The following is a 22,935-nucleotide window of genomic DNA, read 5'->3' as shown; positions in this document are numbered from 1 at the left end:
CGAGTTCTCGGCCGCCGTGACGGGGGCCGGCACCTCGGCATCGCCGCGCCCGGCCCCCGCCGGACCCGCGCAGAGCTCTGTGACGCCCGACCGGGTCGCAAGCCCGGGGACCGGTGCCGAGTTCTCGGCCGCCATGACCGGAACCGGCACCCCGGCATCGCCGCGCCCGGCCCCCGCCTCGCACCCCGACGGCCCGGCGGCGACGCCTCCGCCGTCGGCCGCGACCGACGCCCGCCCCAGCCACCCGACGCCTGCGAGCTCCCCGACCGCCGACTCCGCGCAGCGCTCGGCCCCGCGCACGGCCCCTGCGTCCCGCACCCCCAAGGCGCCCCGCTCCATGGCGGCTCCCTCCCGCGACAGCGAACTGCGCCGTACTTTCCCGCCCTTCCCGCCCCGGGCCGGCGAACGCTTCGCCGAGAGCTGGTGGGGCAACGCCTGGGTCAGCGCCCTGGAGCAGGGCGCGCTGGACGTGAAGCGGCTGGCGCGCGGGCGGGGGTACGCCGGGCAGGGGCATGTCGACGCCATCACCGTGACACCCGGACTGGTGCTGGCCTACGTCCAGGGCAGCCGGCCCCGCCCGTACCGCGTCCAGGTCCGTCTGCGCACGCTCGACGACATCGACTGGGACCGGTTCCTGGACGCCGCCGCCGACCGCCCCGGCCACATCGCGGCGCTGCTCGACAAGGAGATGCCCCAGGCCCTCGCGGACTGCGGCGTGCCGCTGCTGCCCGGTCCCGGTGACCTGGAGCCGCGGTGCAGCTGCCCCGACCGCGGCCACCCCTGCAAGCACGCGGCCGCCCTCTGCTACCAGACCGCCCGGCTGCTCGACGCCGACCCCTTCGTCCTGCTTCTGCTGCGCGGCCGGGGCGAGCGGGAACTGCTCGACGCGCTGTCCCGGCTGAGCGCCACCCGCGCCGCGCGCGCCGCGCAGGACAGGGGCCCGGCACCCCTGCCCGGCGTGCGGGCGGCCGAGGTCCTCGCATCGCGCGCCCTCACGCCCCTTCCCGCACCACTGCCTCCGCCCGCCCACCCCGAGCAGCCCCCGGCCTATCCGGCGGCTCCCGGCGGCCCGGACCCCTTCGCGCTGGACCAGCTGGCCACGGACGCCGCCGCCCGCGCCCACGCCCTGCTCCACACGGGCCGTGACCCGGTCGGTGAGCTGACCTTCTGGCAGGACGCGGTCCGCCTGGCCGCGGCCCGTCCCGGGTCGGGGCTCACCGCGGGCAGCCGGGCGCTCTATGCCTCCCTTGCCTCCGCAGCGGGCCGCACCCCGTCCGAACTGGCCCGCGCGGTCGCCGCCTGGCGGCAGGGCGGGCTGGAGGGCCTCGCCGTGCTGGAGGAGCCGTGGGACCCGCCCGCCGGCCGGTTCGACCGGGCCCGGCCCCTCCTTCTCGCCGCCGACCTGCCCGCCTTCCGGCCCTGGCGCAATCACCTCACCCACCCCCAGGGCCACGTCCAGCTCCGCCTCGGCCGCGACGGCCTCTGGTACGCCTACGAGTCCGAGCCCGGCCACGACGACTGGTGGCCCAGAGGCACCCCCGACCTCGACCCGGTCGGTGCGCTGACCGGCCTCGGCCTGCCGAGCGACCTCTGACGGCGTCCAGGGCTTGCCGGGCCGGTGCGTGAAGGCGGCGTGCGAATGCGCGGGCCTATCCGGGAGCCGGGTGTGAGGATCGGGGGACCGGCGTCGTCTGCGCCGGAATCGACGGTCGGCGTGAGCGGTGAGTGAGACGACGACCCCTGCCCTCCGGTACCGCTTCGACGGGCCGGAAGTTCGCCGGCCGCGCAGCCTCTTCGGCAGCTGGGCCAGGGCCGGTTGGCGGCCTGTGGCCCGCGGCGGTGTTGGAGCCCGCGGTGCCCGGCCGCAGCATGTCCATGACCGGCGTGCCCCATCGCCTGCGCGAGGTCCGGCAGTTCCGTGGGCACTCGGCGTATCCGGCTCCGGCAACAGCCCCACGGTCGACTCGCCTGCAGTAACCGCACTCCTCTGCGCCCCCACAAGCCACTGAACAGCGGTGACATCGGAACTGCAGCTGCCGTGTCAGTAGACCATGGTCATCTCGCAACGTGCGTCACGCTGTGTGCCTTTTTCGCTTTCCGACCGGCAGAGAACCGACGGGTACACATGTCGCTCACGTCCTCCTGACAAAGGCAGGAATGGCGCGGATGGCACCGGGCGGTGAATCACGATCATGTTTTACCAAAACGGACATAGGGGTGCAGTCGCCGCAGATGAACTAAGGTCTTGGAATGGTTGACCTCGAACCTGCTGTCGCCTAGGATCTTGATCATTGCGGGGAAATTTTCTTTTTGACTGGTAGCGACGCGGGGGGCGGCTGCTTGTGTTCTTCTTTCCATCTTGGGATTTGCTGAGCCTGATGGGCCCTGCCCGAGGTGATTCCACGGCTGACTGACCCGCGGATCCCGCGCGGAAGTTCACCCGTCAACTTCTACTGCCACTGTGGCGTCCACGGCCTATCGCGGCTTCTGGCATCACTCATGCCATGGCCCGGTGGCTGAATTCGCTATGCCGTGACGCGGTCCGAGTGCTCTCCAGATGAACCATCGCCGACCTCAGAGCGAGATTTCGAGGAACTTCTGTGTCTTATCGTGTCCTAGTGGTGCAGCCGGCGTTCTCAGCGAACGCCTATGTCGCGCATGCCCGTTCCATCGGCTGGGATGTCGTCGTTGCCTCCTATGAGAAAGGGGGCCGCTTAATCGCCGACGCGGTACGCTCGCTTACCACCGAGATAATCACGGTGGACACCAATGACAACACTGCCCTTGAGGCCGCTGTCGTGGAATCCCATGAGCGAAACGCGATTCATGCGGTGGTGGCCGGAGGTGAATACTACGTACCCGGTGCCGCGCAATTGTCGGCGCGTCTCGGACTGCCTGCTCTGACCCCCACGGCCGTCGACCAGGTCCGGCACAAGGGGAAAATGCGCCAAGCGGTGGCCGAGGCCGGCCTGGAAGTGCCGAAGTTCGTGGTCGTGAGCGCACCCGCAGACCTCGAAGAGGCCTGTGCACACGTCGGTTTCCCCGCGGTCATCAAGCCCGTCGATTCCGGCGGCAGCGTGCACGTCTCGCGTGTCGACAGCATCGAGGAGGCGCGTGCGGCGCTGGCCGCGATGCACGGCGAGGAAGGGCTCGAATTCGACCGCGCGCTCACCCGCGATGCGATCCTCGAGCAATACGTGCCCGGTACGGAGTACAGCGCCGACGGATATGTGCGCGACGGAGAAGTGGTCGTCGTCGCGGTGACCCGGAAGCTGCTCGGCCCTGAGCCCCGGTTCCTGGAACTCGGACACCTCACGCCCGCCCCGCTGGATGAGGCCACGCGCCACGAACTGGCGTCGTACGCCACACGTGTCGTCGAGGCCGTGGGCATCACGATCGGCCCGTTCCACTGCGAACTGCGTCTCAACGAGGGCCGCCCGGTCCTCATGGAGGTGGCCGCGCGGCTGCCCGGCGACAAGATCACCGAGCTGATGGAAATGGCCACCGGTCTCAGGCTGCCGGGCAAGGTCCTCGCGGACATCACCGGCGCCGACCCGGAGGGCTCGGGGGCGTATCGCGAGCCCGTCGCCAAGGCGGCCGGCATCCGCTTCCTGACGGCCGGGGGCGCGGGTTCGTACACGCGGCTGGACGGCTGGGCCGAACTCGCCGCCGAACCCTGGGTGGCGGCGAGCCACGTCCTTGTCGAGCCCGGCGCCGGGATCAAGACGGACGAGGCCGACTACAGCTGCCGGATCGCCGCCGTGGTCTTCACCGCCGACTCCCCCGAAGAGGCCCACGAGCGCTGGTCCGAGATCGGCGACCGCGTCCGCGTGCTCGGCGCCTGAAACGTCAACGCGTGCCCGGGCCCACAACAGAAGGAAGAAACACGATGGAACCCCTCCGCCTCCACTGGTGCTCGCCGCCCGACACGGGACAGGCGACGCCCACGGACACGTACAAGATCGGCAAGTTGGACATGGGCGAGGTCAAGGACTTCGTCCAGGAAGCCGAAGAACTCGGCGTCGACAGCCTGCTGTTCGGTATCTCCAACTACCTGCCCGACCCGCTGCCGGTGCTCGGTGCCCTCTCGCAGGTGACGGACCGTGTCAAGTTCATGCTGGCCTACCGCCCGGGCCTGATGTCGCCGGCCTTGTTCGCGCAGGTCGTCAACACCCTGTCCTGGATGACGGACGGGCGCATGTCCCTCAACATCGTCTCCGGCATCTCCCCGGCGGAGCAGGCCGGTTACGGCGATTTCCTCAGCCACGACGAGCGCTACGCCCGGTGCAACGAGTTCCTCGAGGTCATCCGCGGCCTCTGGGAGGGCGAGTCGCCCATGAGCTACGACGGGCAGCACTACACTCTCAAGGACGCCTCGCTCGGCCTCGGCCACAAGGGCGGCGGCCGCCCGGAGATCTACATCAGCGGCGCCTCCGCCGTCGCCCAGCAGACGGCGATCGCCTCCGGCGACTGCTGGCTGCGCTACGGCGACACCCCCGAGAGCCTGGCCAAGGCGAGCAAGCCGCTCCTCGACGCCGGCCGCCGCGTGGGCACCCGTATGCACGTGCTGTCGCGCGACACGCGCGAGGAGGCGGTGGCGGAGCTCGCCAACCTCATGCGCAACCCCGACGAGGACCACACGGCGTGGATCCGCCAGTGGGTGAACACCACCGACTCCGAGGCGGTCAAGTCTTCGTACCAGCTGGCGGAAAGCGCCAAGGACGAGTGGCTCTCTCCCTACATCTGGACCGGTGCCGTGGCCTACCGCGGCGGTCCGGCGCTGTGCATCGTCGGCAGCCACGAGGAAGTCGCCCGCTACATCCACAGCTACAAGGCAGCGGGCATCAGCGAGTTCATCTTCTCCGGCTGGCCGACCCGTGACGAGATGCGGAACTTCTTCACCCACGTCGCTCCCCTGATCCGTCGTCTCGAAGAGGAGGAGTCATGAGCGGGCGGGAAGAGCGTGAACTGCTGCTCGTCGGCGTCGGGATCATGGGCCGCCCGTACGTGGCCGCCGCCCGCCGGCTGGGCCTGCGGGTCCGCGGTATCGAGTCGCAGGACTGGGCCGCCGGCATCGAGGGCCTGGTCGACGCCGTCGAGCCGAGCCAGGGCCAGTACGGCTCGCTGGACGAGCTGTGGGCGGAGACCGCCCACGCCGCCGCCCTGCGCAGCCGCCCGGCCGGGATCTTCGGGTTCACCGAGTGCCACGTCCTGGGCGCCGCCCTGGCCCAGGAGACCCACGGGCTGCCCGGACCGTCCCTGGGGGCGGCCGTGGTCTCGCGGAACAAGGCACTGCAGCGCGGGCGCTTCCGCGCCCACGGGATCGGCCAGCCCGACTACCTCCTGACCAACGAATTGGCAGGGGCGGCCGAGTGGGCCAAGGCTCGCCTCCCCGTGGTGATCAAGCCGCTGTCGTCGGCCGGCAGCGACGGCGTCGAACTCGTCGCCGACGCCGCCGCCTTCGACGCCGCTGCCTCACGACGCGCCTCGGAGCGGCCGCTGCTGGTGGAGACCGCGGTCGAGGGCCCCGAGTACAGCTGGGAGGCACTGGTCCGCGACGGCGAGGTCTGGTTCGCGAACCTGACCGCCAAGACCACCACGGGCGCGCCCAACTTCGTCGAACTGGAGCACCGGGCGGCGGTGTCGCTGCCGCCCGCCGAGGCCGAGCAGGTCGCCGAACTGGGTCGGTCCGTCATCGCCGCCATCGGGATGCGCACCGGCATCGTGCACCTGGAATTCCGGATGACGAGCTCCGGCCCCTCGGTGATGGAGGTCGCGGTCCGCACACCCGGCGACTACATCATGGAGCTGTGCTCCCTGGCGTACGGGATGGACTGGTTCGAGCTGGTGCTGCGGCTCGTCGTCGGTGACGAGCTGCCGCCGCCGCCCGAGGGCCCGGTGAAGTTCTCGGCCAGCATCTTCGTGGTCTCCGACCCCGGCGAGGTGATCGCCGTCGACGGTCTCGACCAGGTCCGCGCGCACCCCGCCGTCGTGGACGCCACCGCCAAGGTGAAGACCGGCGACACCGTCCAGCGGACCTCGTCCTCCCTGCAGCGCACCGGGTACGCGGTGCTCGCCGCGGACTCGCGCGAGGAGCTGGAAGAAGCCATCGAGTTCGTCCGGCGAACCCTGTCGATCAAGACGGTTCCCGTGGCGCCGGAGGAATGAGCCATGCATATTGTCGTCGTCAACCGCTGGCCGCGGTTCACGGAAGGGCCGCGCTGGGACTTCTCGATGGGCCGCTTCGAGGAGCTCATCGACCATGAGCGGCACCGCGTCAGCTACGTCGTCGACGCGGTCGGCGCCACCGGGGTCCTCGCCGCTCCCGGGCAGATCGCGAGCACCGTCCAGATCGAGGACGTCAACGACTTCGAGGCGCTGCGCGACGCGGTCCGCAGGGTCGCGGACGAGGTCGGCCCGGTCGACCGGCTGATCGCCGTCTCCGAGTTCACCCTCGGCATCGCGGCCGAGGTCCGCGTGGCACTCGACATCCCCGGGCCCCGCCCGGAGGACGTCGCGGTCTACCGCAACAAGCTGCGGATGAAGGAGCTCGTCGCCGAGGCGGGCGTCCGCGTGCCCCGCTTCGAAGCCTGCGAGAGCGCCGAGTCCGCGCTGGAGTTCGCCCGGGCCACGGGGTTCCCGCTGATCCTCAAGCCGGTGTCGGGGGCCGCGAGCATGGGCGTGCACCGGGTCGAGGACGAGGCCGCCCTCACCGCGCTGCTGTCGGAGGTCGACCTCGCCGACTACGAGCTCGAGGAGTTCGTCGAAGGCGTGATCTTCCACGTCGACGGGTTCGCGGACGAGGACGCGGGCATCCCGTTCATGGCGGTGTCCCGCTACATCAACGACTGTCTGGCCTTCGAGGCCGGCGGGCAGCCGCTCGGCTCGGTCGTCGTCCAGGACTCCCCGCTGCGCACCCGTGTGCACGACTTCGCCCGGCGCTGCGTGTCGGGTCTGGGCATGACCTCGATGCCGTTCCACCTGGAACTCTTCGTCACGCCCGACGGGGACATGGTGTTCCTGGAGATCGCGGGCCGCATCGGCGGGGCCGAGGTGCCGTACCTCATGGACAAGCTCTTCGGGGTCAACCTCTTCGAGCTCTGGCTGGATGCCCTGTGCGAGGGCCGGGCGACGGTCCCGCCGCAGACGGGCGACCCGTCCGGCGGCTGGCTGATCATCCCGAAGCCCGCGGGACTGCCGGCCGAGGTCGTCTCGGTGACCTCCATGCGGGACCGATTCGCCACGATCTGGCGGGAGTTGGTGCCTGCACCGGGTGAGGTGATGGAGCCCGGCGGCAGCTATGACGCGGTGCACAGCGGGCGGTTCATCTTCACCGGCGACGAGGCGGCTGTCGAGGAGGACATCCGGAAGATCATCGCCGAATTCCACATCGAGACCGTTCCGGTGGCGCAGTGAGGAGTCTCGGGCCGGGCCGTCCCCGGCCGAGCACAAGGGAGCGATCGATCTTATGACCACACGATCCGCGCTGCACCAACGGCTCTTCGCCTGCGGTGTCCTGCTCAGCGTCGTCGCCGAGCAAATGGTGATGTTCGCCGTGCCGCTGCTCATCTTCCAGGACACCAAGGACGTGTCGGCCCTCGGCCTCGCCTATGCGATCGAGTGGCTCCCGGCCCTCCTCGCGTACCCCTTTGCCGGTCTCCTCGCCGACCGTGACGGCGGGGCGCGGCTGTTCTCCGTCGTCACGGCGGGCCGGGCCGTCGTCCTCTGCGGCGCCCTCGTCGGCTGTCTGGCCGCGCCCTCACTGCTGACGCCCATCCTGATGACGGCCGCGCCGCTGCTCTCGCTTCTGATGGCTCCGGTGCGCATGTCGGTGGAGAAGGTCGTGCCCCAGTTGGCCAAGGACACCGAACTGGCCAAGATCCAGGGCCTGGTGCAGAGCATGGAGGTCTCGGCGATGGCCGTCGGTCCCGCCCTGGCGATGCTGGGCGTGGCCTTCATCGACAAGGTCTGGCTGCTCGGCGCCGCCGGGGCTGTCTTCGCCATCGCCGCTGTCTGCTGGCTGCCGCTGCCGCGCGGGCCGCGCACCCCCAGCAGCGGCGGAGCCGCGGAGATCGTCGCCGAACTCCGGCTGGGCTGGTCCCTGCTGGTCCGCAGCAGGCCGCTGGTCCTGCTGGCCTCGCTCAACTTCTCGATCAACCTGGTCTTCGCCGTGGTGCTCGCCGCCAACGCCGCACTCGTCACGGGTGTGTTCCGCGCCCCGGAGTCGTCGTTCGCCCTGCTGAACATCTGTATCGGCGCACTGGGGATCGTCAACCTCCTGGTCATCCCGTTCCTGCTCCGGTACGTCAACGTGCGGATGCTCGGGATCTTCGGCCTCGCCCTGCTCTGCTCCTGTCTGCTGCTCATCGGCTTCGCCTCCTCCATGCTGCTGTACGGCCCGGCGTTCGTGGCAGCCATGGTCGGAGTGACGTACTTCAACGTCTTCAACCGGACGCAGCGCATCAAGGTCCTTCCCCAAGAACACCTCGGAAAGGTGATGGGGCCGTTCTATCTGCTCAATATGTTGGCCATGCCCATCGCGGGACTTCTGGTGGCCGGCTCCGGTTCCAATCTGGGACCGCAACAACTCGTCCTGATACTGGCCGTGGCGCTCACCGCGTTCGGTGCGCTCATGCTGCCGCTGACGATCCGGGCTTTCGGTCGCGCGATCGCCGAACGTGAGGCGAATCTCGTGCCCGCGACCGTGGAATAACCGCCACCGCGAAGGGGCGGCGCGCACAAAAACACCAACACGGGCCGTTGGTTTCTTCGGCCTGCCCGAAAAAGATTCACCAGTTGTTCCGCGGAGGCACTTGATGGACGTCGGTTCTGTACGCTTCAGCGAACTCTTTGGCTCGTTCCCGACCCCGATCGCCATCGTGACGGCAACGGATGGAAAGGGTGAGCCGTACGGTTTCACCAGCAACGCCGTCTGTGCCGTGTCGGCGGCGACATCGATGCTGCTGGTCTCCGTCGGCAAGGAGTCCCGCACGCTGCCGGCGATCCTTTCGTCGCAGGCGTTCGCGGTGAACTTCCTCTCCTCGTCCGGGCGCGACGCCTCTCAGGTCTTCGCGAGCAAGGCCACGGACAAGTTCGCGCATGTCGAATGGCGCCCCTCGGCTATTTCCGAAGGCGCGCCGCTGCTTTTCGAAGTCGCACTAGGTCTTGCGGAATGCAGGGTTGAAAATGCGATCGAGGTGAGCGATCATTGGCTTGTCATAGGCCGGGTGGAAGGTGCTGCAATCTTCCCCCGTGAGCCACTTCTCTACCGTCGGGGCGACTACGGTGTCTGGTCGCCGCTGAACGAGTTCTCCACTCTCTAGACGGATATTCGGGGCCGAATCTCTCGATTCACCCGCTCGTCACTCCCAAAGACATCTCGACTTTCTCCTGCTCGAACATGAAAACGGAAGGGTTTTACATGGATATCGGGGCCGTAGACCACGTCGAGTTCTACGTCGGAGATGCCCAGCAGTCCGCGTTCTACCTCTGCACCGCTTTCGGCTTCCGTATTTGCGGCCAGGCCGGTCCCGAGACCGGGCAGGCCGACTACCGCTCGCTGCTGCTGCGCCAGGGCGGCATCGAGGTGGTTCTCACCTCCGCCCTCAACCCCTCCCACCCGGCCGCGTCCTACGTGATGCAGCACGGTGACGGTGTCGCCAACATCGCCTTCGAGGTCAGCGACGCCGCCAAGGCCTTCGAGGTGGCCGTCGAGCGGGGCGCCACCGCCGTCGAAGAGCCCACCGTCCACAGCAAGGACGGCACCGAGGTGGTCACCGCCACGGTTCTGGGCTTCGGCGACGTGGCCCACCGGTTCGTCCAGCGCACCGGCGACCGCGAGCAGTTCCTGCCCGGCGTGATGGACATCATCGCCGCCGACCCCGAGGCGGGCGAGGAACTGCTCAGCACCGTGGACCACGCGGCGATCTGCCTGCCCGCCGGCCGGCTGCGCCCCACGGTCGAGTTCTACGAGAAGGTCTTCGGCTTCTCACAGATCTTCGAGGAGTTCATCGAGGTCGGCACCCAGGCCATGGACTCCAAGGTCGTCCAGAGCCCGTCCGGCCAAGTGACCTTCACCCTGATCGAGCCGGTCACCGACCGTGAGCCCGGCCAGATCGACACCTTCCTGGCCCGCCACGGCGGCGCCGGCGTGCAGCACCTGGCGCTGCTCTGCGACGACATCGTGGGCACCGTGCAGACCCTGGAGAAGCGGGGCGTCAACTTCCTGCAGACACCGGGCTCGTACTACGAACAGCTCCAGGAGCGTTTCGAGCGCTCGAACCTCCAGGTCGATGACCTGCGCCGGACCAACGTTCTGATCGACGAGGACCACTGGGGCCAGGTGTTCCAGATCTTCACCCAGTCCCAGCACGTACGGAAGACGTACTTCTGGGAGGTCATCGACCGGCACGGTGCCCGCACCTTCGGCAGCGGCAACATCAAGGCGCTCTACGAAGCGGTCGCCCGCGAGAAGGCCGTCTCCTGACCCTGCTCAGCGCGCCGTCCCTGCACCGAACCACGCACCTGTAAGGAAGATCATGACCACCGAGGACACCCAGAAGTTCACCCTCACCGACGAGGAGCGCGCGCTGCTCCCGACCGACGAGGACATCGTCTTCTACGCCGAGCACGGCTGGTACCTGTCGAAGAAGCTGTTCACCGACGAGGAAATCGAGCAGCTCGAGGCCGCCAGCGAGCGCTTCTACGCCGGCCACCGCGACCGCACCCTGCCGGTACGCCCGCCCAAGCTGGCCTACTGGGAGCCGGAGAAGGGCGACGTCCAGCGGCACAACGACTACATCCACTACGAGGACGACACCATAGGCCGCATCCTGCGCAAGCCGCTGCTGGGCGCCGTCGCCGCGCGCCTGGCCGAGGCCCAGCAGATCCGGGTGTTTCAGTCGACGCTCATCTACAAGCCCCCGGTGGCGCAGGAGCAGTCGAACATCGTGCCCTGGCACTTCGACCGCCACTACTGGTCCACCTCCACCTCCGAGCGGATGCTGACCGCGTTCATCCCCTTCCACGACTGCGGCGAGGAGATGGGCACCATCACGATGGTCGACGGCAGCCACCGGTGGAAGGAGACGGCCGACAACGACGCCACCTCCCTGCACTTCGCCGAGCGCGACCGCTCCGAACTGGACCAGATGCTGGAGGACAACGCGGCCTACAACGGGGTCGAGGTCAAGAAGATCCCGGTCTTCATCCCCAAGGGCCACGTCAACTTCCACCACTGCCGCACCTACCACGGCAGCGGTGCGAACGTCAGCGACCGCCCGCGCCGCGCCATCTCCTTCCACCTGCAGGACGGCGAGAACCGCTACCGCGACTTCTTCCGTTCGGACGGCACCCAGGTCCACTACAACCACGACGTGCTCGTGCGGCGTACCGCCGAGGGCACCCCCGACTACAGCGACCCCGAGTACCTGCCCCTCCTGTGGAGCCACCACTGATGCGAAGTGCCGCAGTGGTCGGAACCGGCCTGATCGGTACCTCGATCGCCCTGGCCCTTCGGGGCCGGGGCGTGACCACCTACCTGATCGACGCGAACCCGGAAGCGGCGCGCACCGCCGAGGACCTCGGGGCCGGAATCGCAGGAACACCTCGTGGCCCGGTCGATCTGGCCGTCATCGCGGTACCTCCGCGGCACGTCGCGGCGGCCCTGAAGGAACACCAACTGCAGCAGCTGGCCCACGACTTCACGGACGCCGCCAGCATCAAGGAACTGCCCCAGCGGGAAGCGGACCAGGCCGGCTGCGACCTGACCCGCTTCGTCGGCGGGCACCCCATGGGCGGCCGGGAGCAGTCCGGCCCGCTCGCCGCCCGGGACGATCTGTTCCACGGGCGGCCCTGGGTGCTCACTCCCTCCGTGCACACCCGGACGCAGACCGTCGAACGCGCCCGGCGTCTGGCCGAGTTGTGCGGCGGCCGGCCGGTCGTGATGGCCCACGCCGAACACGACCGCGCGGTGGCGCTGACCTCGCACGCCCCGCACCTGGTGTCGAGCCTGATCGCGGGGCGGTTACTGCACGGCGACCCGTCCCAGCTGGGGCTCGCCGGACAGGGACTGCAGGACATCACCCGCCTCGCCGCGGGCAGCGCCGACCTGTGGACCGACATCCTCGGCTCCAACGCCGTGGCCGTCGCCGATGTCCTCTCCGGTTTCGCCCACGACCTGCACCAGGTGGTCGAGGCCCTGCAGGGCCTGGGCACCGCCCACGAGCCGGAGCAGCAGCGCGTCCACACGGACCGGCTCACCACGGCCCTGGTCCGCGGCGTACAGGGCCGGGCCCGGATCCCCGCACGCACCACGGCCCCCACCCCGAGTACGGCCTACGCGGCCGCGCCGAGAGGAGTCTGAGCGGTGACACAAGCCGCCCCGCCGTCCCCGCAGGCCCTGGCGCTCGGCGAGCTGCACGGGTCGCTCAGCGACCCGGTCCTCGACGCCATGAACTTCCTCAACGAGGTCGTCGGCCGCTTTCCTCAGGCCATCTCCTTCGCGCCCGGCCGGCCCACCGAGGGCGACTTCGAGCCGGAGGACCTCGCGCGCCACCTGCACACGTACACCAGCCACCTGGAAGAGACCCTGGGCTGGTCGCGCGACCGGGTGCGAACCCAGCTGTTCCAGTACGGCCGCACCAACGGGATCATCCACGAGCTGATCGCCCGGACGGTCGCCAACGACGAGGGGATCGAGGTACCCCCGGAAGCCGTCGTGGTGACGACCGGCTGTCAGGAGGCCATGCTCCTCACCCTGCGGGCGCTCTTCGCCGCTCCCGAGGACACGCTACTGGTCAGCTCGCCGTGCTACGTGGGCATCACCGGCGTGGCCCGGCTCCTGGGCATCCGCGTGCGGCCCGTGCCCGAGGGCCCCGCCGGTCCTGACCCGGAGGCCGTGGCGGCGGCCGTGCGCGCCGCCAGGGAAGCCGGCGAACGCCCTCGGGCCTTCTACGTCGTCCCGGACTTCGCCAACCCGTCCGGCACCAGCATGAGCCTCCCGGACCGCGAGCGTCTGCTGCGGATGGCCCAGGAGGAGGATCTGCTCGTCCTGGAGGACGACCCCTACGGCTTCTTCGTACGGACCGGCTCGGCCCGCCCCACGCTCAAGGCCCTCGACACGGGCCGCCGCGTGGTGCACCTGGGCTCCTTCGCCAAGACGGCGCTGCCCGGCGCCCGGGTGGGCTACGTCATCGCCGACCAGGAGGTCATCGGCCCGGGCGGCCGGCGCTCGCTGCTCGCCGACGAGCTGTCCAAGATCAAAAGCATGACCACCGTCAACACCTCGGCCGTCAGCCAGGCCGTCATCGGCGGACTGCTCATCGAGAGCGACTGCCGGCTGCGCGAGGCGAACGCCGGGGCCATCGCGTACTACCGCACGAACATGGACACGCTCCTCGACGAGCTGGAGCGGCACTTCCCCGCGGAGCGCCGGGCCGAGCTCGGCATCTCCTGGAACCGTCCGGACGGCGGCTTCTTCACCGTCGTCACCGTGCCCTTCGCCGCCGACCACAAGGCCCTGGAGTTGTCCGCGCGTACCTACGGCGTGCTGTGGACTCCGATGAGCGACTTCCACCTGGACGGCGGCGGCACCCACCAACTGCGCCTGTCGTGCAGCGCGCAGAGCCCGGAGGCCATCATCGAGGGCATGGCCAGGCTGGCCGCCTTCATCACCGCGCGGAGCACCGGAACCGCAGCCTGACGGCCGGTGTCCCGCACCCCTTGACCATTACGGCGAACGGAGAAGATGTGGTGCTGGCGCTGCGCGAGTACGAGGCAGCGGCCAAGGAGCGGCTGCCGCGACCGGTGTGGGACTTCTTCGAGGGCGGCAGCGGCACCGAGTCGATGCTGACGGCCGGACGGGAGGCTCTGGACCGGATCCGGCTGCGGCCGCGCTGTCTCGTCGACGTCTCCCACTGCGACCCCCGCACCGAGCTGCTCGGGGCGGACCTCGCCGCCCCCCTGGGCATCGCCCCCATGGCGTACCACCAACTCGCCCATCCGGAGGGCGAGGTGGCGACGGCGAGGGCCGCGGGTGAGGCCGGCGCCCTGTTCACGGTCAGCATGTTCGCGAGCCGGACGCTGGAGGACATCGCCACCGCGGCCACCGGCCCGCTGTGGCTGCAGCTGTACTGGCTCAAGCGCCGCGACCTCCTGGTGAACTTGATCCGCCGGGCCGGCGCCGCCGGTTTCCGCGCGCTGGTCCTCACCGTCGACGCGCCCAGGGTGGCGTTCCGTCCCCGTGACGCCGCCAACGGGTTCGCGGTGCCCCCGGGCATCCGGGCGGTCAATGTGGCGCACGACGTGATGGCCGCCTCGCACAACAACCAAAACGGGGAGTCGGCCATCGCCCGGCACTCAAAGGAGCAGTTCGACGCCTCGATCACCTGGGAGGATCTCGCCTGGCTGCGCGAAGTGACCTCCCTGCCTGTGGTGCTGAAGGGCGTGCTCACCGGTGAGGACGCCGAACTGGCCGTCAAGCACGGCGTCTCGGGGCTGGTCGTCTCCAACCACGGTGGCCGCCAGCTGGACTTCTCCCGCAGCGCCCCCGACGCCCTCGCCGAGATCGTGGACGCCGTCGCCGGGCGGTGCGCGGTGATCCTCGACGGCGGGGTCCGGCACGGCGCCGACATCGCCAAGGCCCTGTGCCTGGGCGCGGACGCGGTGATGGTCGGACGCCCGGCCCTGTGGGGGCTCGCCCACTCCGGCGCGCAGGGCGTCGCGGACGTCCTGCGGCTGCTCATGGGCGAGTTCGAGGAGGTCATGGCCCTGATGGGGGCACCCACCGTGGCCGGCTTCGAGCGGTCCGGGGTGGTCCTTCCCGGGTGTGGCCACCTCTCCGCCTGACGCCGCGCGTCCACGCGGACGCCGAAAGGCTCCCTCGGCCCCCGCCGCGTGGTACGCAGCGGGGGCCAAGGAAACCTTTTCGTACGGTTGTCAAGTGCGCGGCGTCAGCCGAGCTGACCGGCCGGCCGCAGGGTGATGTGGTTGATGTCCACGCCCGCGGGCTGATTGAGGGCGAAGACGATCGTGTCCGCGATCTGCTCGGCGGTCATCGACGGCGCCGCCTCGGGGGTGCCGCCGCGCTTGTCCCAGAACGGGGTATCCACCACCCCGGGGGCGACGACGGTCACGCCGACCCCGTCCTTGCCGACCAGCAGCCGGGTGTTCTCGGCCAGCGCGTGCGCGGCCCACTTGGTGACCGAGTACAGGTTGCCGGGCGTGTTGCGCACCCCGGCGACCGAACCGATGATCAAGATCCGGCCCTTGGACTCCCTGAGGTGCGGCAGGGTCTCCCGCACGAGCAGGGCCGGGCCCAGGACGTTGGTGAGGACCATGGCGCGCATGTCCTCGGGGGCGTGGCTCTCCAGGTTTCCGGGCAGCGAGAAACCGGCGTTGGCGATGACGTTGTCCAGCCGGCCCCACGCGTCCACAACGTGGCGCACGGCGGACGCGACGTGGTGCTCGTCGGCGGCGTCGCCGGTGATCGTCAGCAGTCGCCCGCCCGCTCCGGCCGAAGCGGCGAAGGCGGCCAGTTTGTCCGCGTCACGTCCGGTGACGGCCACCCGGTGGCCCTGTTTGAGCAGGGCGCGGGCGGTGGCGGCGCCGATTCCGGTCGAGCCACCGGTGATCAGCGTGACGGGTTCCATGCCGGCCTCCTCAGTGATGTGGTCACCGGGGGTCCTCCAGGGTCGCCGACGTCGATGTGCGCGAGGTCGACCGACTCCGGGCCGCCGCCGGTTCTCCGAAACGCCTGCACTATATCCAGAGGTTTTCCCGCCGAGCCGGTACACCATCGTTGACCGGCCACGATGCCGTACGAAGTGGCCGAACCCGCATGTTCGGCCGCCGTGTTTGGCCCGGCACGGCGCATGGGACCCGGGCCGCGCTCACCCTCCCCGGACAAGGTTCAGGCTGGACACGTCGGCTCGCTCCTTCACGGGCTACATGCCGAGTCCCCCTGCGCTGATGTTCCACGCTCTCGCCGCGCGCTCGAACGGTGCGGACGCTTGTGCCGCGGACTTCGAATGTTCTGTCGTCCCCCTCGCCCCCTTGCCGTTTCGACTCCGGTGTTCGTGCAACCCGGCGGCGGGCCTGGCGCACGGCCCGGGTGTAGGGCACCGTGCTCGGGCGGCGACAGCGCCGACCACCAGGTCGGCTGAGGGAGAACGCGCCAACCCAGCCCGCTCCTCCGTCCGGCCGGCGAGTCGGCCATCCGGTCAACAGCATGATCGCTGCTCGCGTGGGGACAGGATGGCACCGGCGGCCGAGTGAGGTGGCAAGGCCGGCAGTGCTGCGCTTGGCTGGTAACCGTGGTTTGCCCGCACGTTTTCGGGAGCTGTCCGGGGGGACGTCTGTGGTGCGCACGGACGGGTACCTACTTCAACTGGCGAAAAGAAGGGGGCCCACGCGTGAGGCGTGTAGCTGTGTCGGAGTCTGGCGCCCTGGCGTGGTGCTGCCTGGTCGTAGGCGGCGGGAATGGCTGAGGATGCGGCGTCCTCGCTGGTGCGGCTGATGCAAGCCAGCCACACTGTCACGCTTGAGCAGCTTCCACGGTTGATTGCCGAGCACGCTGCTGTAGTCGGCATGTATGACACGGCTGTGTTCGTGGTGGACATCCGGGAGACAGTGCTGCGTCAGCTGACGGGTCAGGGGCTGGACGCCGGAGATGGCGGCCAGGAGTTCTCCGTCCAGGGCAGCCTGCCCGGCCATGCGTATCAGCGCGTGACCCTCCTCGCCGAACCGGGCGAGAGCGGCGGTGCTGACGGCCGGCGGCGGTGGTGGGTGGCCATCACCGACGGCGTGGAGCGCCTGGGCGTGCTGCGGGCCGACACCGACACGGACGACGAACCCCTTCGTCAGGCATTGCGCGACCTGGCATCGATGATCGCCCTCCTGCTGCTCAGCAAACGCTCCTTCAGCGACTCCTACGCCCGTCTGGTGCGCACCGAGGCGATGAATGTGGCCGCGGAGATGCAGTGGAACCTCACTCCACCACCCGCCTACGCCGGACAGGAAGCCACCGTGGGCGCGGTGATGGAGCCCGCCTACCGTGTTGGTGGTGACAGCTTCGACTACGCCGTGGCCGGCAGCACCCTGCACCTGGGCGTCTTCGACGCCATGGGTCATGACACCACTGCCGGGATTACCGCGAACGTCGCGGTGGCCGCCTGCCGCAACGCCCGCCGCCAGGGCGCCTCGCTGGCCGAGACCAGCCGGCACATGGAGAACACTTTGATCGAGCAGTTCGGCACCAGCCGTTACGTCACCGGCATCCTCGCCGACCTCGACATGGAAACCGGACGGCTGACCTGGGTCAACCGGGGCCACCACCTACCAATCCTGCTGCGCGACAACCGCTGGACCACCGAACTGGCCTGCCCCCCGGCCGGCCCCATGGGCGCCGACCTCGGACTGCCCGTGACCGAGGCCACCGAGCAGCTACAGCCCGGGGACCGCCTGCTGCTCTACACCGACGGCGTCATCGAAGCCCGCGACGCCCAGGGCCAAGAGTTCGGACGGGACCGGTTCATCGACTTCATCCTGCGCCACCACTCCGGCGAGCACACCCTGCACGAAACGCTGCGCCGGCTGATGGCAGCGGTGCTGGGCCATCACGACGGCAAGCTCGACGACGACGCCACCGTGCTGCTCACCGAGTGGCGCGGCGGCCACCAGCAGGAGCTGACCCCGTGATCCGGGGCCCGCACGGAAGGAAGTGGTCATGAGCACAAGACCCGCCTCCTCCGACCGGCAGGCCACCCTGGAGCTGCAGGTGCGCTCACTGAACGCCGACCGCTTTCTCGTGAGGGTTCTCGGCGATCTCGACCTGCACACCGCCTCGCGCCTCGCCGACGTCCTGCAGCCGCTCCTGCGCAGCAGCAGCCACAGCGTGTTCGTGGACCTGTCGGGCGTCACGTTCTTGGACTCCACCGGGCTGACCTGCCTGATAGCGGCCTACCGCACGGCCCGGCACACCGGCGCCGGCCTGGTGCTGATCGCACCCAGCGAACGCGTACGGCACATGCTGGCCCTGACCGGCACCGATCAGGTACTGCACAGCTATCCCACCGTGGACGCCGTCCCCGACGGACTGCCTGAGCACCTCTGACGAGGCTGAAGTGACGTCGGTGACAACTGAGCCGGACGAGATGCGGGCCGCTGGCAGACCATCGACATCAGGCACTTCGTCGACGTGGACGCGATCGAGCCGGTCTACTAACGACCGCACCTACTCCATCGCCTCGGGCGGCAAGCCGGTCAAAGATGAACCGCGAGCAACTCATCGACGCCCCGCCTGCAGCGGACGGCGCCGTGGCAAAAGCGCCGCCTGACCCGTTATGCAGGGTTCGGTGGAGAGGAGCCATGCGGGGGCATGGGTGAGGGCGGGGTTCCGTCACGTTCCCCGTCCTCACCTTCTCAACGCTACGCCTTGCTCCGGGCCTTGTGGTCAGCGTCAACTACATGCGCAAGGCATCTTTCGAAGGGGTGACCCTTATGGGATCCAGCGGGCGTGGTCTGGTGGTGCGACGCCAGCGTGGTCCTGGGAAAGGGGGCGCGGATCACCGGCAACGGGACTGGCGGAGTGGAACTCGTCGGTGGCACTGCTGCTGGTGTTGTTGGTGACCGTGCCGTTCGCCGTCGCCTGAATACACGACGAGTCGGCTGGGTCGGTCAGCGTGACGGTGAGTTTCGCGTAGGCGTGCGTATAGAGGAGCGTGGCTCTGCTGGAAGCCGACCACTCTGATGGGGGACATCCCTCCGTAGGTTCCGGCCGGGTACCCCTGCCCAGGCGCCCTCACTCCGGGCCGAGTCGACCGTCGTCGTGACCTGAGGGTGACGGAGGGGTTCCTGGGCGCCGAACCGAACCCGAAGCGCACGGGCGGCTCGACGGGTGCCGTCGCGCCGAGGTCCGCGCTTCCGTAGTCGGCCGAGACGGCACGGATCGGCAGCAGGTCCCGGGCGACGTACCCATCCCGGCGGCCCCGCCGGTGCTGCCGCGGGTGCGCACGCCGGGCAGCAGCAGGCGGGCGGGCCGGTCCGTCAGCGGGCTCCATGCCGGAAGGCGGGCGAGCGCGCCGGGCACGGTCCGCAGCGCGAAGCACAGAAGCCCTAGCAGGCCGGTGGTGAAACGCAGGTCGAGTGGCCCGGCGGTGACGGTCCAGGCGTCGTCCGCGACGCTCACCTCGAGCGGGACGACACGGACCGTATCGCAGACGTAGGTGCCGCTGATGAAGTCCGCTGTCTCCCGCGTGGGGGCCAGCAGCAATCTGTCATGGTCGGTCCACTCCAGCATCACGTCACTGAACGCTCCGAAGGACGACCCCAGCCAGTGTCCGAGCACGATCCGGCGCCGGAGGAGGTACTCCATGCCCGCGATCCAGCCGTCGAAGCGCACGCGCGGGCGTCGCGTGACGGCTGCCGGCATGCCGGCAAGGAAAGTCAGGAAGTTTGGGAGATGCGCTCCTGGAGGCACGGCCTGGAGGGCCCGAGCCGTACGTACCTGACTCCTTCCGAGAAGTGCACCAAGGGCTCATCGAGGGGGGCTTCCCGGAGGCCCGCCGCGGCGGTCAGCGTCTCCTCCAGCACATCGACGCCGGCGATGGCCAGCGGCCACGGCTCGTGCTCGACGGGCGTCTGCCAGAGCATGCCGAGCCTGCGGGTGTACGCCCGCCAGCGCGAGGTCAGCCACACGTCTCGCTCCGTCGGCTCGATCGGGTCGCCAGGCCGGACGACCAGCCGGTAGGAGGCGTCACCGATCCATCGGGAACCGGAGTACGAGACGGTGTCCCCGTCCGTGGACACGCGGAGGGTGCCCGGGTTGTACGGTGCGCCGATGGCGCGGGCCGCCACCATCGGGGGGAAGGCGACCTCGATGGACAGGAACCAGAGCCCGTCCCGGCCGTCATGGTGCCGTACGTACGTGCGCAGGTTGGTCTCCGCGAACGTCGGCAGGCCGGGCAGCGAGGCGGGAACGCCAGGTGGTCGCACGTCCGCCATGACAAAGGGGGTGAGGCCCACCCAGGCGGCCCCCTCGTATTCGTCCACGACCAGTCCCCCGGGCAGGAGCGCCTGGACCGCGTCAGGCCGGAACGGCCAGTGGACGAACGTCTGCGTCAGCCAGCCCGCCCGCAGCGCCGGCAGGCGCACCCGCTGCTCTGCCCTGTGTGCCACCACCGGCGTCGGGTCCCCCGCGCACGATCAAAGGAAACCCACGGAGCCCGGCGCTCGGCGGGTGGAACGGCGCCAGTCGAAAGGTCTGCTGCTCACCCTCCACGACCGTCGGCGGGCGAAGCGCCCGGCAGCGCAGGACGCGGTCCCTGTTGACAACTGCCGTCACTCCCTTCCATCATCATTCCACTAATCGAGTAGTGGAATGATGATGGAGGGGAGTGGTGGCCGTGGAGTACCGCATCGACAGGCGGAGCGGTGTCCCCGCCTTCCAGCAGATCGTGCAGCAGACCAAGCAGGCCCTGCGGCTGGGCGTTCTGGTGCCGGGCGACCGGCTGCCCACGGCCAAGGAGGTCTCCGAGACGAGCGCGGTCAACCCGAACACCACCCTCAAGGCGTACCGCGAGCTGGAGCGCGAGGGTCTGGTCGAACCGCGTCCGGGGCTGGGCACCTTCGTGCGTCGCACGCTGGGCCGCCCCGAGACGGGCACCGACTCGCCGCTGTACGGGGAGTTGGTGGCGTGGATGTCGAAGGCGGCCGGGGCCGGTCTGGAGCAGGAGGACGTGGCCGCGCTGGTCGCGTCGGCGCTGGAGCAGCAGTACGTCACCGGGGCCACGGCGGTCGCGGGGGCCAGGACAACGAGGAGCACAGGTGAGTGACGTCATGTACGCGGGGGAGCCGGCGCTCGAGGCGCACGGGCTGGGGATGCGTTACCGGCGGGGCTGGGCGCTGCGGGACTGCACCTTCCGGCTTCCGGCGGGCGCGATCTGTGGGCTGGTCGGCCCCAATGGGGCGGGCAAGACGACGCTGCTGAACATCGCGGCCCATGTTCTGAAGCCGACGCAGGGCTCGCTCAGTCTGTTCGGTGGGGCGCCGGGTTCGGTGGAGTCGGGTCGGCGTACGGCCTTCCTCGCGCAGGACAAGCCGCTGTTCCGTCGCTTTACCGTGGCGGAGACCCTGCGGCTGGGGCGGGAGTTGAACCCGGGCTGGGACCAGCGTGCCGCCGAGGACATCGTCCGCGCGGGCAATGTGCCCTTCGATGCGAAGGTCGGCACCCTCTCCGGTGGCCAGCGCACCCGGGTCGCGGTCGCCCTCGCGTTCGGTAAGCGTCCCGACCTGTTGCTGCTTGACGAGCCGATGGCGGACCTCGACCCGGTCGTGCGCCACGAACTCATGGGCACGCTCCTCGCCGAGGCCGGCGAGCGTGGCACCACCGTGGTGATGTCGACGCACGTGCTCGCCGAGCTGGAGAACGTGTGTGACTTCCTTGTCGTCGTCTCCGGCGGCGGAGTGCGCCTTGCCGGTGACGTGGATGAGCTGATGGCCATGCACACCGTGGTCACCGGGGTCAGGGAGGGCGAGGGTCTGCCCGCCGTCCTCGGGTACCACACCCTCGTGGAGGCCCGGACCAGCGGACGGCAGTTCACCGCGCTCATCCGCCCGGAGGGCCCGGCCACCGGCCCCTGGGAGGTGGCCGCCCCGAGTATGGAGGAACTCCTGCTCGCCTATCTCCGCTCACCCGACGCACCACCGCTGATCACTCCCACCGCCCAGGTCCAGGGCCAGGCGTTCGGCACCGGGACGGTGGCGGCATGAGCACCTTCACCAACCCCTCGACCGACGGCAGGAACGGGACGGCGAACCGGACGATGAACGCGACGATGAACGCGACCAGGAACGGACCCAGGCACGGGGCGGGGAACACGAGCACCACGAAGGCCCCCCGGCGCCCCCGCCTCAGCGGTATGACGTGGCTGGTCTGGCGCCAGCACCGGGCCGCGTTCTGGACCGTCATCGCCGCCACCGTGCTCTGCGTGGCCTGGATGATCTACCAGCGCGCCCAGCTGATGGACTTCCTCAACGCCTACGGCTTTCCCGCCAAGAACCTCGACGAGGCGGGAAGGCGGTTCGACCCCTACGTCGGCGCGTTCTCTTCCGTCACCACCGGTCTCACGGCGATACCCGTCATACTCGGTGTCCTCCTCGGCGCCCCGCTGCTCGCGGGTGATTTGGAGAGCGGCACGGCCAAGCTGATCGCCGCCCAGTCCGTGAGCCGCAACCGCTGGCTGGCCACGAAGCTGGGACTGGCCGGGCTGGTGGTGACGGTGAGCACGGTGACGCTGTCGGCAATGTTCGCCTGGTGGTGGAACCCCATCAAGCTCCATTACGCGGACATCGACTGGACCTCCCGGGAGTTCTTCAACACCACGGGTCCGGTGCCCGTCGCCCTCGCCCTCCTTTCCGTGTTCGGCGGGGTGCTGATCGGTGTGATCCTGCGCCGCACGCTGGCGGCCATGGTCGTGACCCTCGGATTCACCGTCGCCCTCCAGGCCGTCTGGGGCTACTTCAAGCTGTCGCTCGGCGACATCGTCACCGCCACCAGCAAGCCCATCAGCCCCGGCGATTCGGTCATCACTTTTCCGGAGGTGCCCCGCACCGCGCACGTGCTCGACACCTCGTATGTCAGCGGCAGCGGGAAACTGTTCGACCTGACCACGTGCACGGACACGCTGTCGCACGAGGCGACCACGTCGTGCATGAAGAAAGCGGACATCGTCGGCGCGTCGATCGACTACATCCCCATCTCACAGATGAGCAGTATGCAGTGGTACGGAGCATCGATTCTGTTCGCCCTGACCGCCGGCACCGTGGCCTTCCTCTTCATCTGGGGACGTAAGCGGCTCGTCTGAACAGCCGTTCACACCCCCACGGGGGGCACCCCCTCTCCGCAAACCGCCGAAGGCGACGAGCGCTTGAGGTTTC

The 22,935-nt window shown here is 69.6% G+C and carries 19 protein-coding genes and 1 pseudogene; 17 read left to right on the top strand and 3 right to left on the bottom strand.

The window, feature by feature from the left end; all coding sequences use genetic code 11:
* The first annotated feature begins 16 nt into the window (after positions 1 to 16).
* The 12 genes from ACIQHQ_RS09130 (at position 17) to ACIQHQ_RS09075 (ending at position 14,847) form a co-directional block, all read left to right on the top strand.
* The gene (locus ACIQHQ_RS09130) at positions 17 to 1,594 is read left to right on the top strand and encodes an SWIM zinc finger family protein (protein ID WP_402611620.1); all 1,578 of its coding nucleotides are present in this window, start codon (positions 17 to 19) and stop codon (positions 1,592 to 1,594) included.
* Positions 1,595 to 2,618: 1,024 nt separating this feature from the next.
* Positions 2,619 to 3,845, top strand: a complete 1,227-nt coding sequence (locus tag ACIQHQ_RS09125; RefSeq protein WP_402611108.1) for an ATP-grasp domain-containing protein — start codon at positions 2,619 to 2,621, stop codon at positions 3,843 to 3,845.
* 44 nt (positions 3,846 to 3,889) lie between these two features.
* Positions 3,890 to 4,948: an LLM class flavin-dependent oxidoreductase gene (locus tag ACIQHQ_RS09120; protein ID WP_402611107.1), complete on the top strand. Its 1,059-nt coding sequence runs from the start codon at positions 3,890 to 3,892 to the stop codon at positions 4,946 to 4,948.
* On the top strand, positions 4,945 to 6,168 hold the full coding sequence (locus ACIQHQ_RS09115) for an ATP-grasp domain-containing protein (protein ID WP_402611106.1): 1,224 nt from the start codon (positions 4,945 to 4,947) through the stop codon (positions 6,166 to 6,168). Before ACIQHQ_RS09120 ends, ACIQHQ_RS09115 begins: the two co-directional genes overlap by 4 nt.
* 3 nt (positions 6,169 to 6,171) lie before the next feature.
* Positions 6,172 to 7,416 (top strand): acetyl-CoA carboxylase biotin carboxylase subunit family protein, encoded by a 1,245-nt coding sequence (locus ACIQHQ_RS09110; RefSeq protein WP_402611104.1) that lies wholly within the window; start codon positions 6,172 to 6,174, stop codon positions 7,414 to 7,416.
* 52 nt (positions 7,417 to 7,468) lie between these two features.
* Positions 7,469 to 8,713 (top strand): MFS transporter, encoded by a 1,245-nt coding sequence (locus ACIQHQ_RS09105; protein ID WP_402611103.1) that lies wholly within the window; start codon positions 7,469 to 7,471, stop codon positions 8,711 to 8,713.
* A gap of 103 nt (positions 8,714 to 8,816) precedes the next feature.
* On the top strand, positions 8,817 to 9,323 hold the full coding sequence (locus ACIQHQ_RS09100; RefSeq protein ID WP_402611102.1) for a flavin reductase family protein: 507 nt from the start codon (positions 8,817 to 8,819) through the stop codon (positions 9,321 to 9,323).
* A 98-nt stretch (positions 9,324 to 9,421) separates the two neighbouring features.
* Positions 9,422 to 10,486: a 4-hydroxyphenylpyruvate dioxygenase gene (gene hppD / locus ACIQHQ_RS09095; RefSeq protein ID WP_402611101.1), complete on the top strand. Its 1,065-nt coding sequence runs from the start codon at positions 9,422 to 9,424 to the stop codon at positions 10,484 to 10,486.
* Positions 10,487 to 10,538: 52 nt separating this feature from the next.
* Complete coding sequence (locus ACIQHQ_RS09090; RefSeq protein WP_402611100.1) at positions 10,539 to 11,456, top strand: phytanoyl-CoA dioxygenase family protein; 918 nt, start codon at positions 10,539 to 10,541, stop codon at positions 11,454 to 11,456.
* Positions 11,456 to 12,364 (top strand): prephenate dehydrogenase, encoded by a 909-nt coding sequence (locus tag ACIQHQ_RS09085; RefSeq protein WP_402611099.1) that lies wholly within the window; start codon positions 11,456 to 11,458, stop codon positions 12,362 to 12,364. The genes ACIQHQ_RS09090 and ACIQHQ_RS09085 overlap by 1 nt, the downstream gene beginning before the upstream one ends.
* Positions 12,365 to 12,367: 3 nt before the next feature.
* Positions 12,368 to 13,702, top strand: coding sequence for a PLP-dependent aminotransferase family protein (locus ACIQHQ_RS09080; RefSeq protein ID WP_402611098.1), 1,335 nt, complete (start codon positions 12,368 to 12,370; stop codon positions 13,700 to 13,702).
* Between the two features lie 20 nt (positions 13,703 to 13,722).
* Complete coding sequence (locus tag ACIQHQ_RS09075) at positions 13,723 to 14,847, top strand: alpha-hydroxy acid oxidase (RefSeq protein ID WP_402611097.1); 1,125 nt, start codon at positions 13,723 to 13,725, stop codon at positions 14,845 to 14,847.
* A gap of 104 nt (positions 14,848 to 14,951) precedes the next feature.
* On the opposite strand, the gene ACIQHQ_RS09070 is transcribed toward ACIQHQ_RS09075, so the two are convergent.
* Positions 14,952 to 15,650, bottom strand: coding sequence for an SDR family oxidoreductase (locus ACIQHQ_RS09070; RefSeq protein ID WP_402611096.1), 699 nt, complete (start codon positions 15,648 to 15,650; stop codon positions 14,952 to 14,954).
* An 829-nt stretch (positions 15,651 to 16,479) separates the two neighbouring features.
* Between ACIQHQ_RS09070 and ACIQHQ_RS09065 the strand changes: the two genes are divergently transcribed.
* Both ACIQHQ_RS09065 and ACIQHQ_RS09060 read left to right on the top strand, forming a co-directional pair.
* Positions 16,480 to 17,697, top strand: a complete 1,218-nt coding sequence (locus ACIQHQ_RS09065) for a PP2C family protein-serine/threonine phosphatase (protein ID WP_402611095.1) — start codon at positions 16,480 to 16,482, stop codon at positions 17,695 to 17,697.
* Between the two features lie 28 nt (positions 17,698 to 17,725).
* Positions 17,726 to 18,112, top strand: a complete 387-nt coding sequence (locus ACIQHQ_RS09060; RefSeq protein WP_402611094.1) for an STAS domain-containing protein — start codon at positions 17,726 to 17,728, stop codon at positions 18,110 to 18,112.
* Positions 18,113 to 18,675: 563 nt separating this feature from the next.
* On the opposite strand, the pseudogene ACIQHQ_RS09055 reads toward ACIQHQ_RS09060, so the two are convergent.
* A pseudogene (locus tag ACIQHQ_RS09055) lies at positions 18,676 to 19,429 on the bottom strand (hypothetical protein).
* Between the two features lie 14 nt (positions 19,430 to 19,443).
* Positions 19,444 to 20,178, bottom strand: a complete 735-nt coding sequence (locus tag ACIQHQ_RS09050; RefSeq protein ID WP_402611093.1) for a YqjF family protein — start codon at positions 20,176 to 20,178, stop codon at positions 19,444 to 19,446.
* 215 nt (positions 20,179 to 20,393) lie between these two features.
* Here ACIQHQ_RS09050 and ACIQHQ_RS09045 point away from each other — a divergent pair, with 215 nt between their 5' ends.
* From ACIQHQ_RS09045 to ACIQHQ_RS09035, 3 genes are read left to right on the top strand one after another with little or no spacing between them, the layout of a single operon-like run.
* Positions 20,394 to 20,831, top strand: a complete 438-nt coding sequence (locus tag ACIQHQ_RS09045; RefSeq protein ID WP_402611092.1) for a GntR family transcriptional regulator — start codon at positions 20,394 to 20,396, stop codon at positions 20,829 to 20,831.
* A 4-nt stretch (positions 20,832 to 20,835) separates the two neighbouring features.
* Positions 20,836 to 21,768: an ABC transporter ATP-binding protein gene (locus ACIQHQ_RS09040; RefSeq protein WP_402611618.1), complete on the top strand. Its 933-nt coding sequence runs from the start codon at positions 20,836 to 20,838 to the stop codon at positions 21,766 to 21,768.
* Complete coding sequence (locus ACIQHQ_RS09035; RefSeq protein ID WP_402611091.1) at positions 21,765 to 22,862, top strand: ABC transporter permease subunit; 1,098 nt, start codon at positions 21,765 to 21,767, stop codon at positions 22,860 to 22,862. Before ACIQHQ_RS09040 ends, ACIQHQ_RS09035 begins: the two co-directional genes overlap by 4 nt.
* Positions 22,863 to 22,935: the final 73 nt, after the last annotated feature.

The organism is Streptomyces sp. NPDC092370, from assembly GCF_044755265.1.
GTDB lineage: Bacteria > Actinomycetota > Actinomycetes > Streptomycetales > Streptomycetaceae > Streptomyces.
The sequence above is the reverse complement of the archived record's forward strand: the minus strand, read 5'-3'. Positions and strand labels throughout refer to the sequence as shown.

Excerpts from the sequence above, each read along its gene's own strand:
- ACIQHQ_RS09120 (WP_402611107.1), top strand. The coding sequence starts at position 3,890 with ATGGAACCCCTCCGCCTCCACTGGTGCTCGCCGCCCGACACGGGACAG.
- ACIQHQ_RS09115 (WP_402611106.1), top strand. The coding sequence starts at position 4,945 with ATGAGCGGGCGGGAAGAGCGTGAACTGCTGCTCGTCGGCGTCGGGATC.
- ACIQHQ_RS09110 (WP_402611104.1), top strand. The coding sequence starts at position 6,172 with ATGCATATTGTCGTCGTCAACCGCTGGCCGCGGTTCACGGAAGGGCCG.
- ACIQHQ_RS09105 (WP_402611103.1), top strand. The coding sequence starts at position 7,469 with ATGACCACACGATCCGCGCTGCACCAACGGCTCTTCGCCTGCGGTGTC.
- ACIQHQ_RS09100 (WP_402611102.1), top strand. The coding sequence starts at position 8,817 with ATGGACGTCGGTTCTGTACGCTTCAGCGAACTCTTTGGCTCGTTCCCG.
- hppD (WP_402611101.1), top strand. The coding sequence starts at position 9,422 with ATGGATATCGGGGCCGTAGACCACGTCGAGTTCTACGTCGGAGATGCC.
- ACIQHQ_RS09090 (WP_402611100.1), top strand. The coding sequence starts at position 10,539 with ATGACCACCGAGGACACCCAGAAGTTCACCCTCACCGACGAGGAGCGC.
- ACIQHQ_RS09085 (WP_402611099.1), top strand. The coding sequence starts at position 11,456 with ATGCGAAGTGCCGCAGTGGTCGGAACCGGCCTGATCGGTACCTCGATC.
- ACIQHQ_RS09070 (WP_402611096.1), bottom strand. The coding sequence starts at position 15,650 with ATGGAACCCGTCACGCTGATCACCGGTGGCTCGACCGGAATCGGCGCC.
- ACIQHQ_RS09065 (WP_402611095.1), top strand. The coding sequence starts at position 16,480 with ATGGCTGAGGATGCGGCGTCCTCGCTGGTGCGGCTGATGCAAGCCAGC.
- ACIQHQ_RS09060 (WP_402611094.1), top strand. The coding sequence starts at position 17,726 with ATGAGCACAAGACCCGCCTCCTCCGACCGGCAGGCCACCCTGGAGCTG.
- ACIQHQ_RS09040 (WP_402611618.1), top strand. The coding sequence starts at position 20,836 with ATGTACGCGGGGGAGCCGGCGCTCGAGGCGCACGGGCTGGGGATGCGT.
- ACIQHQ_RS09035 (WP_402611091.1), top strand. The coding sequence starts at position 21,765 with ATGAGCACCTTCACCAACCCCTCGACCGACGGCAGGAACGGGACGGCG.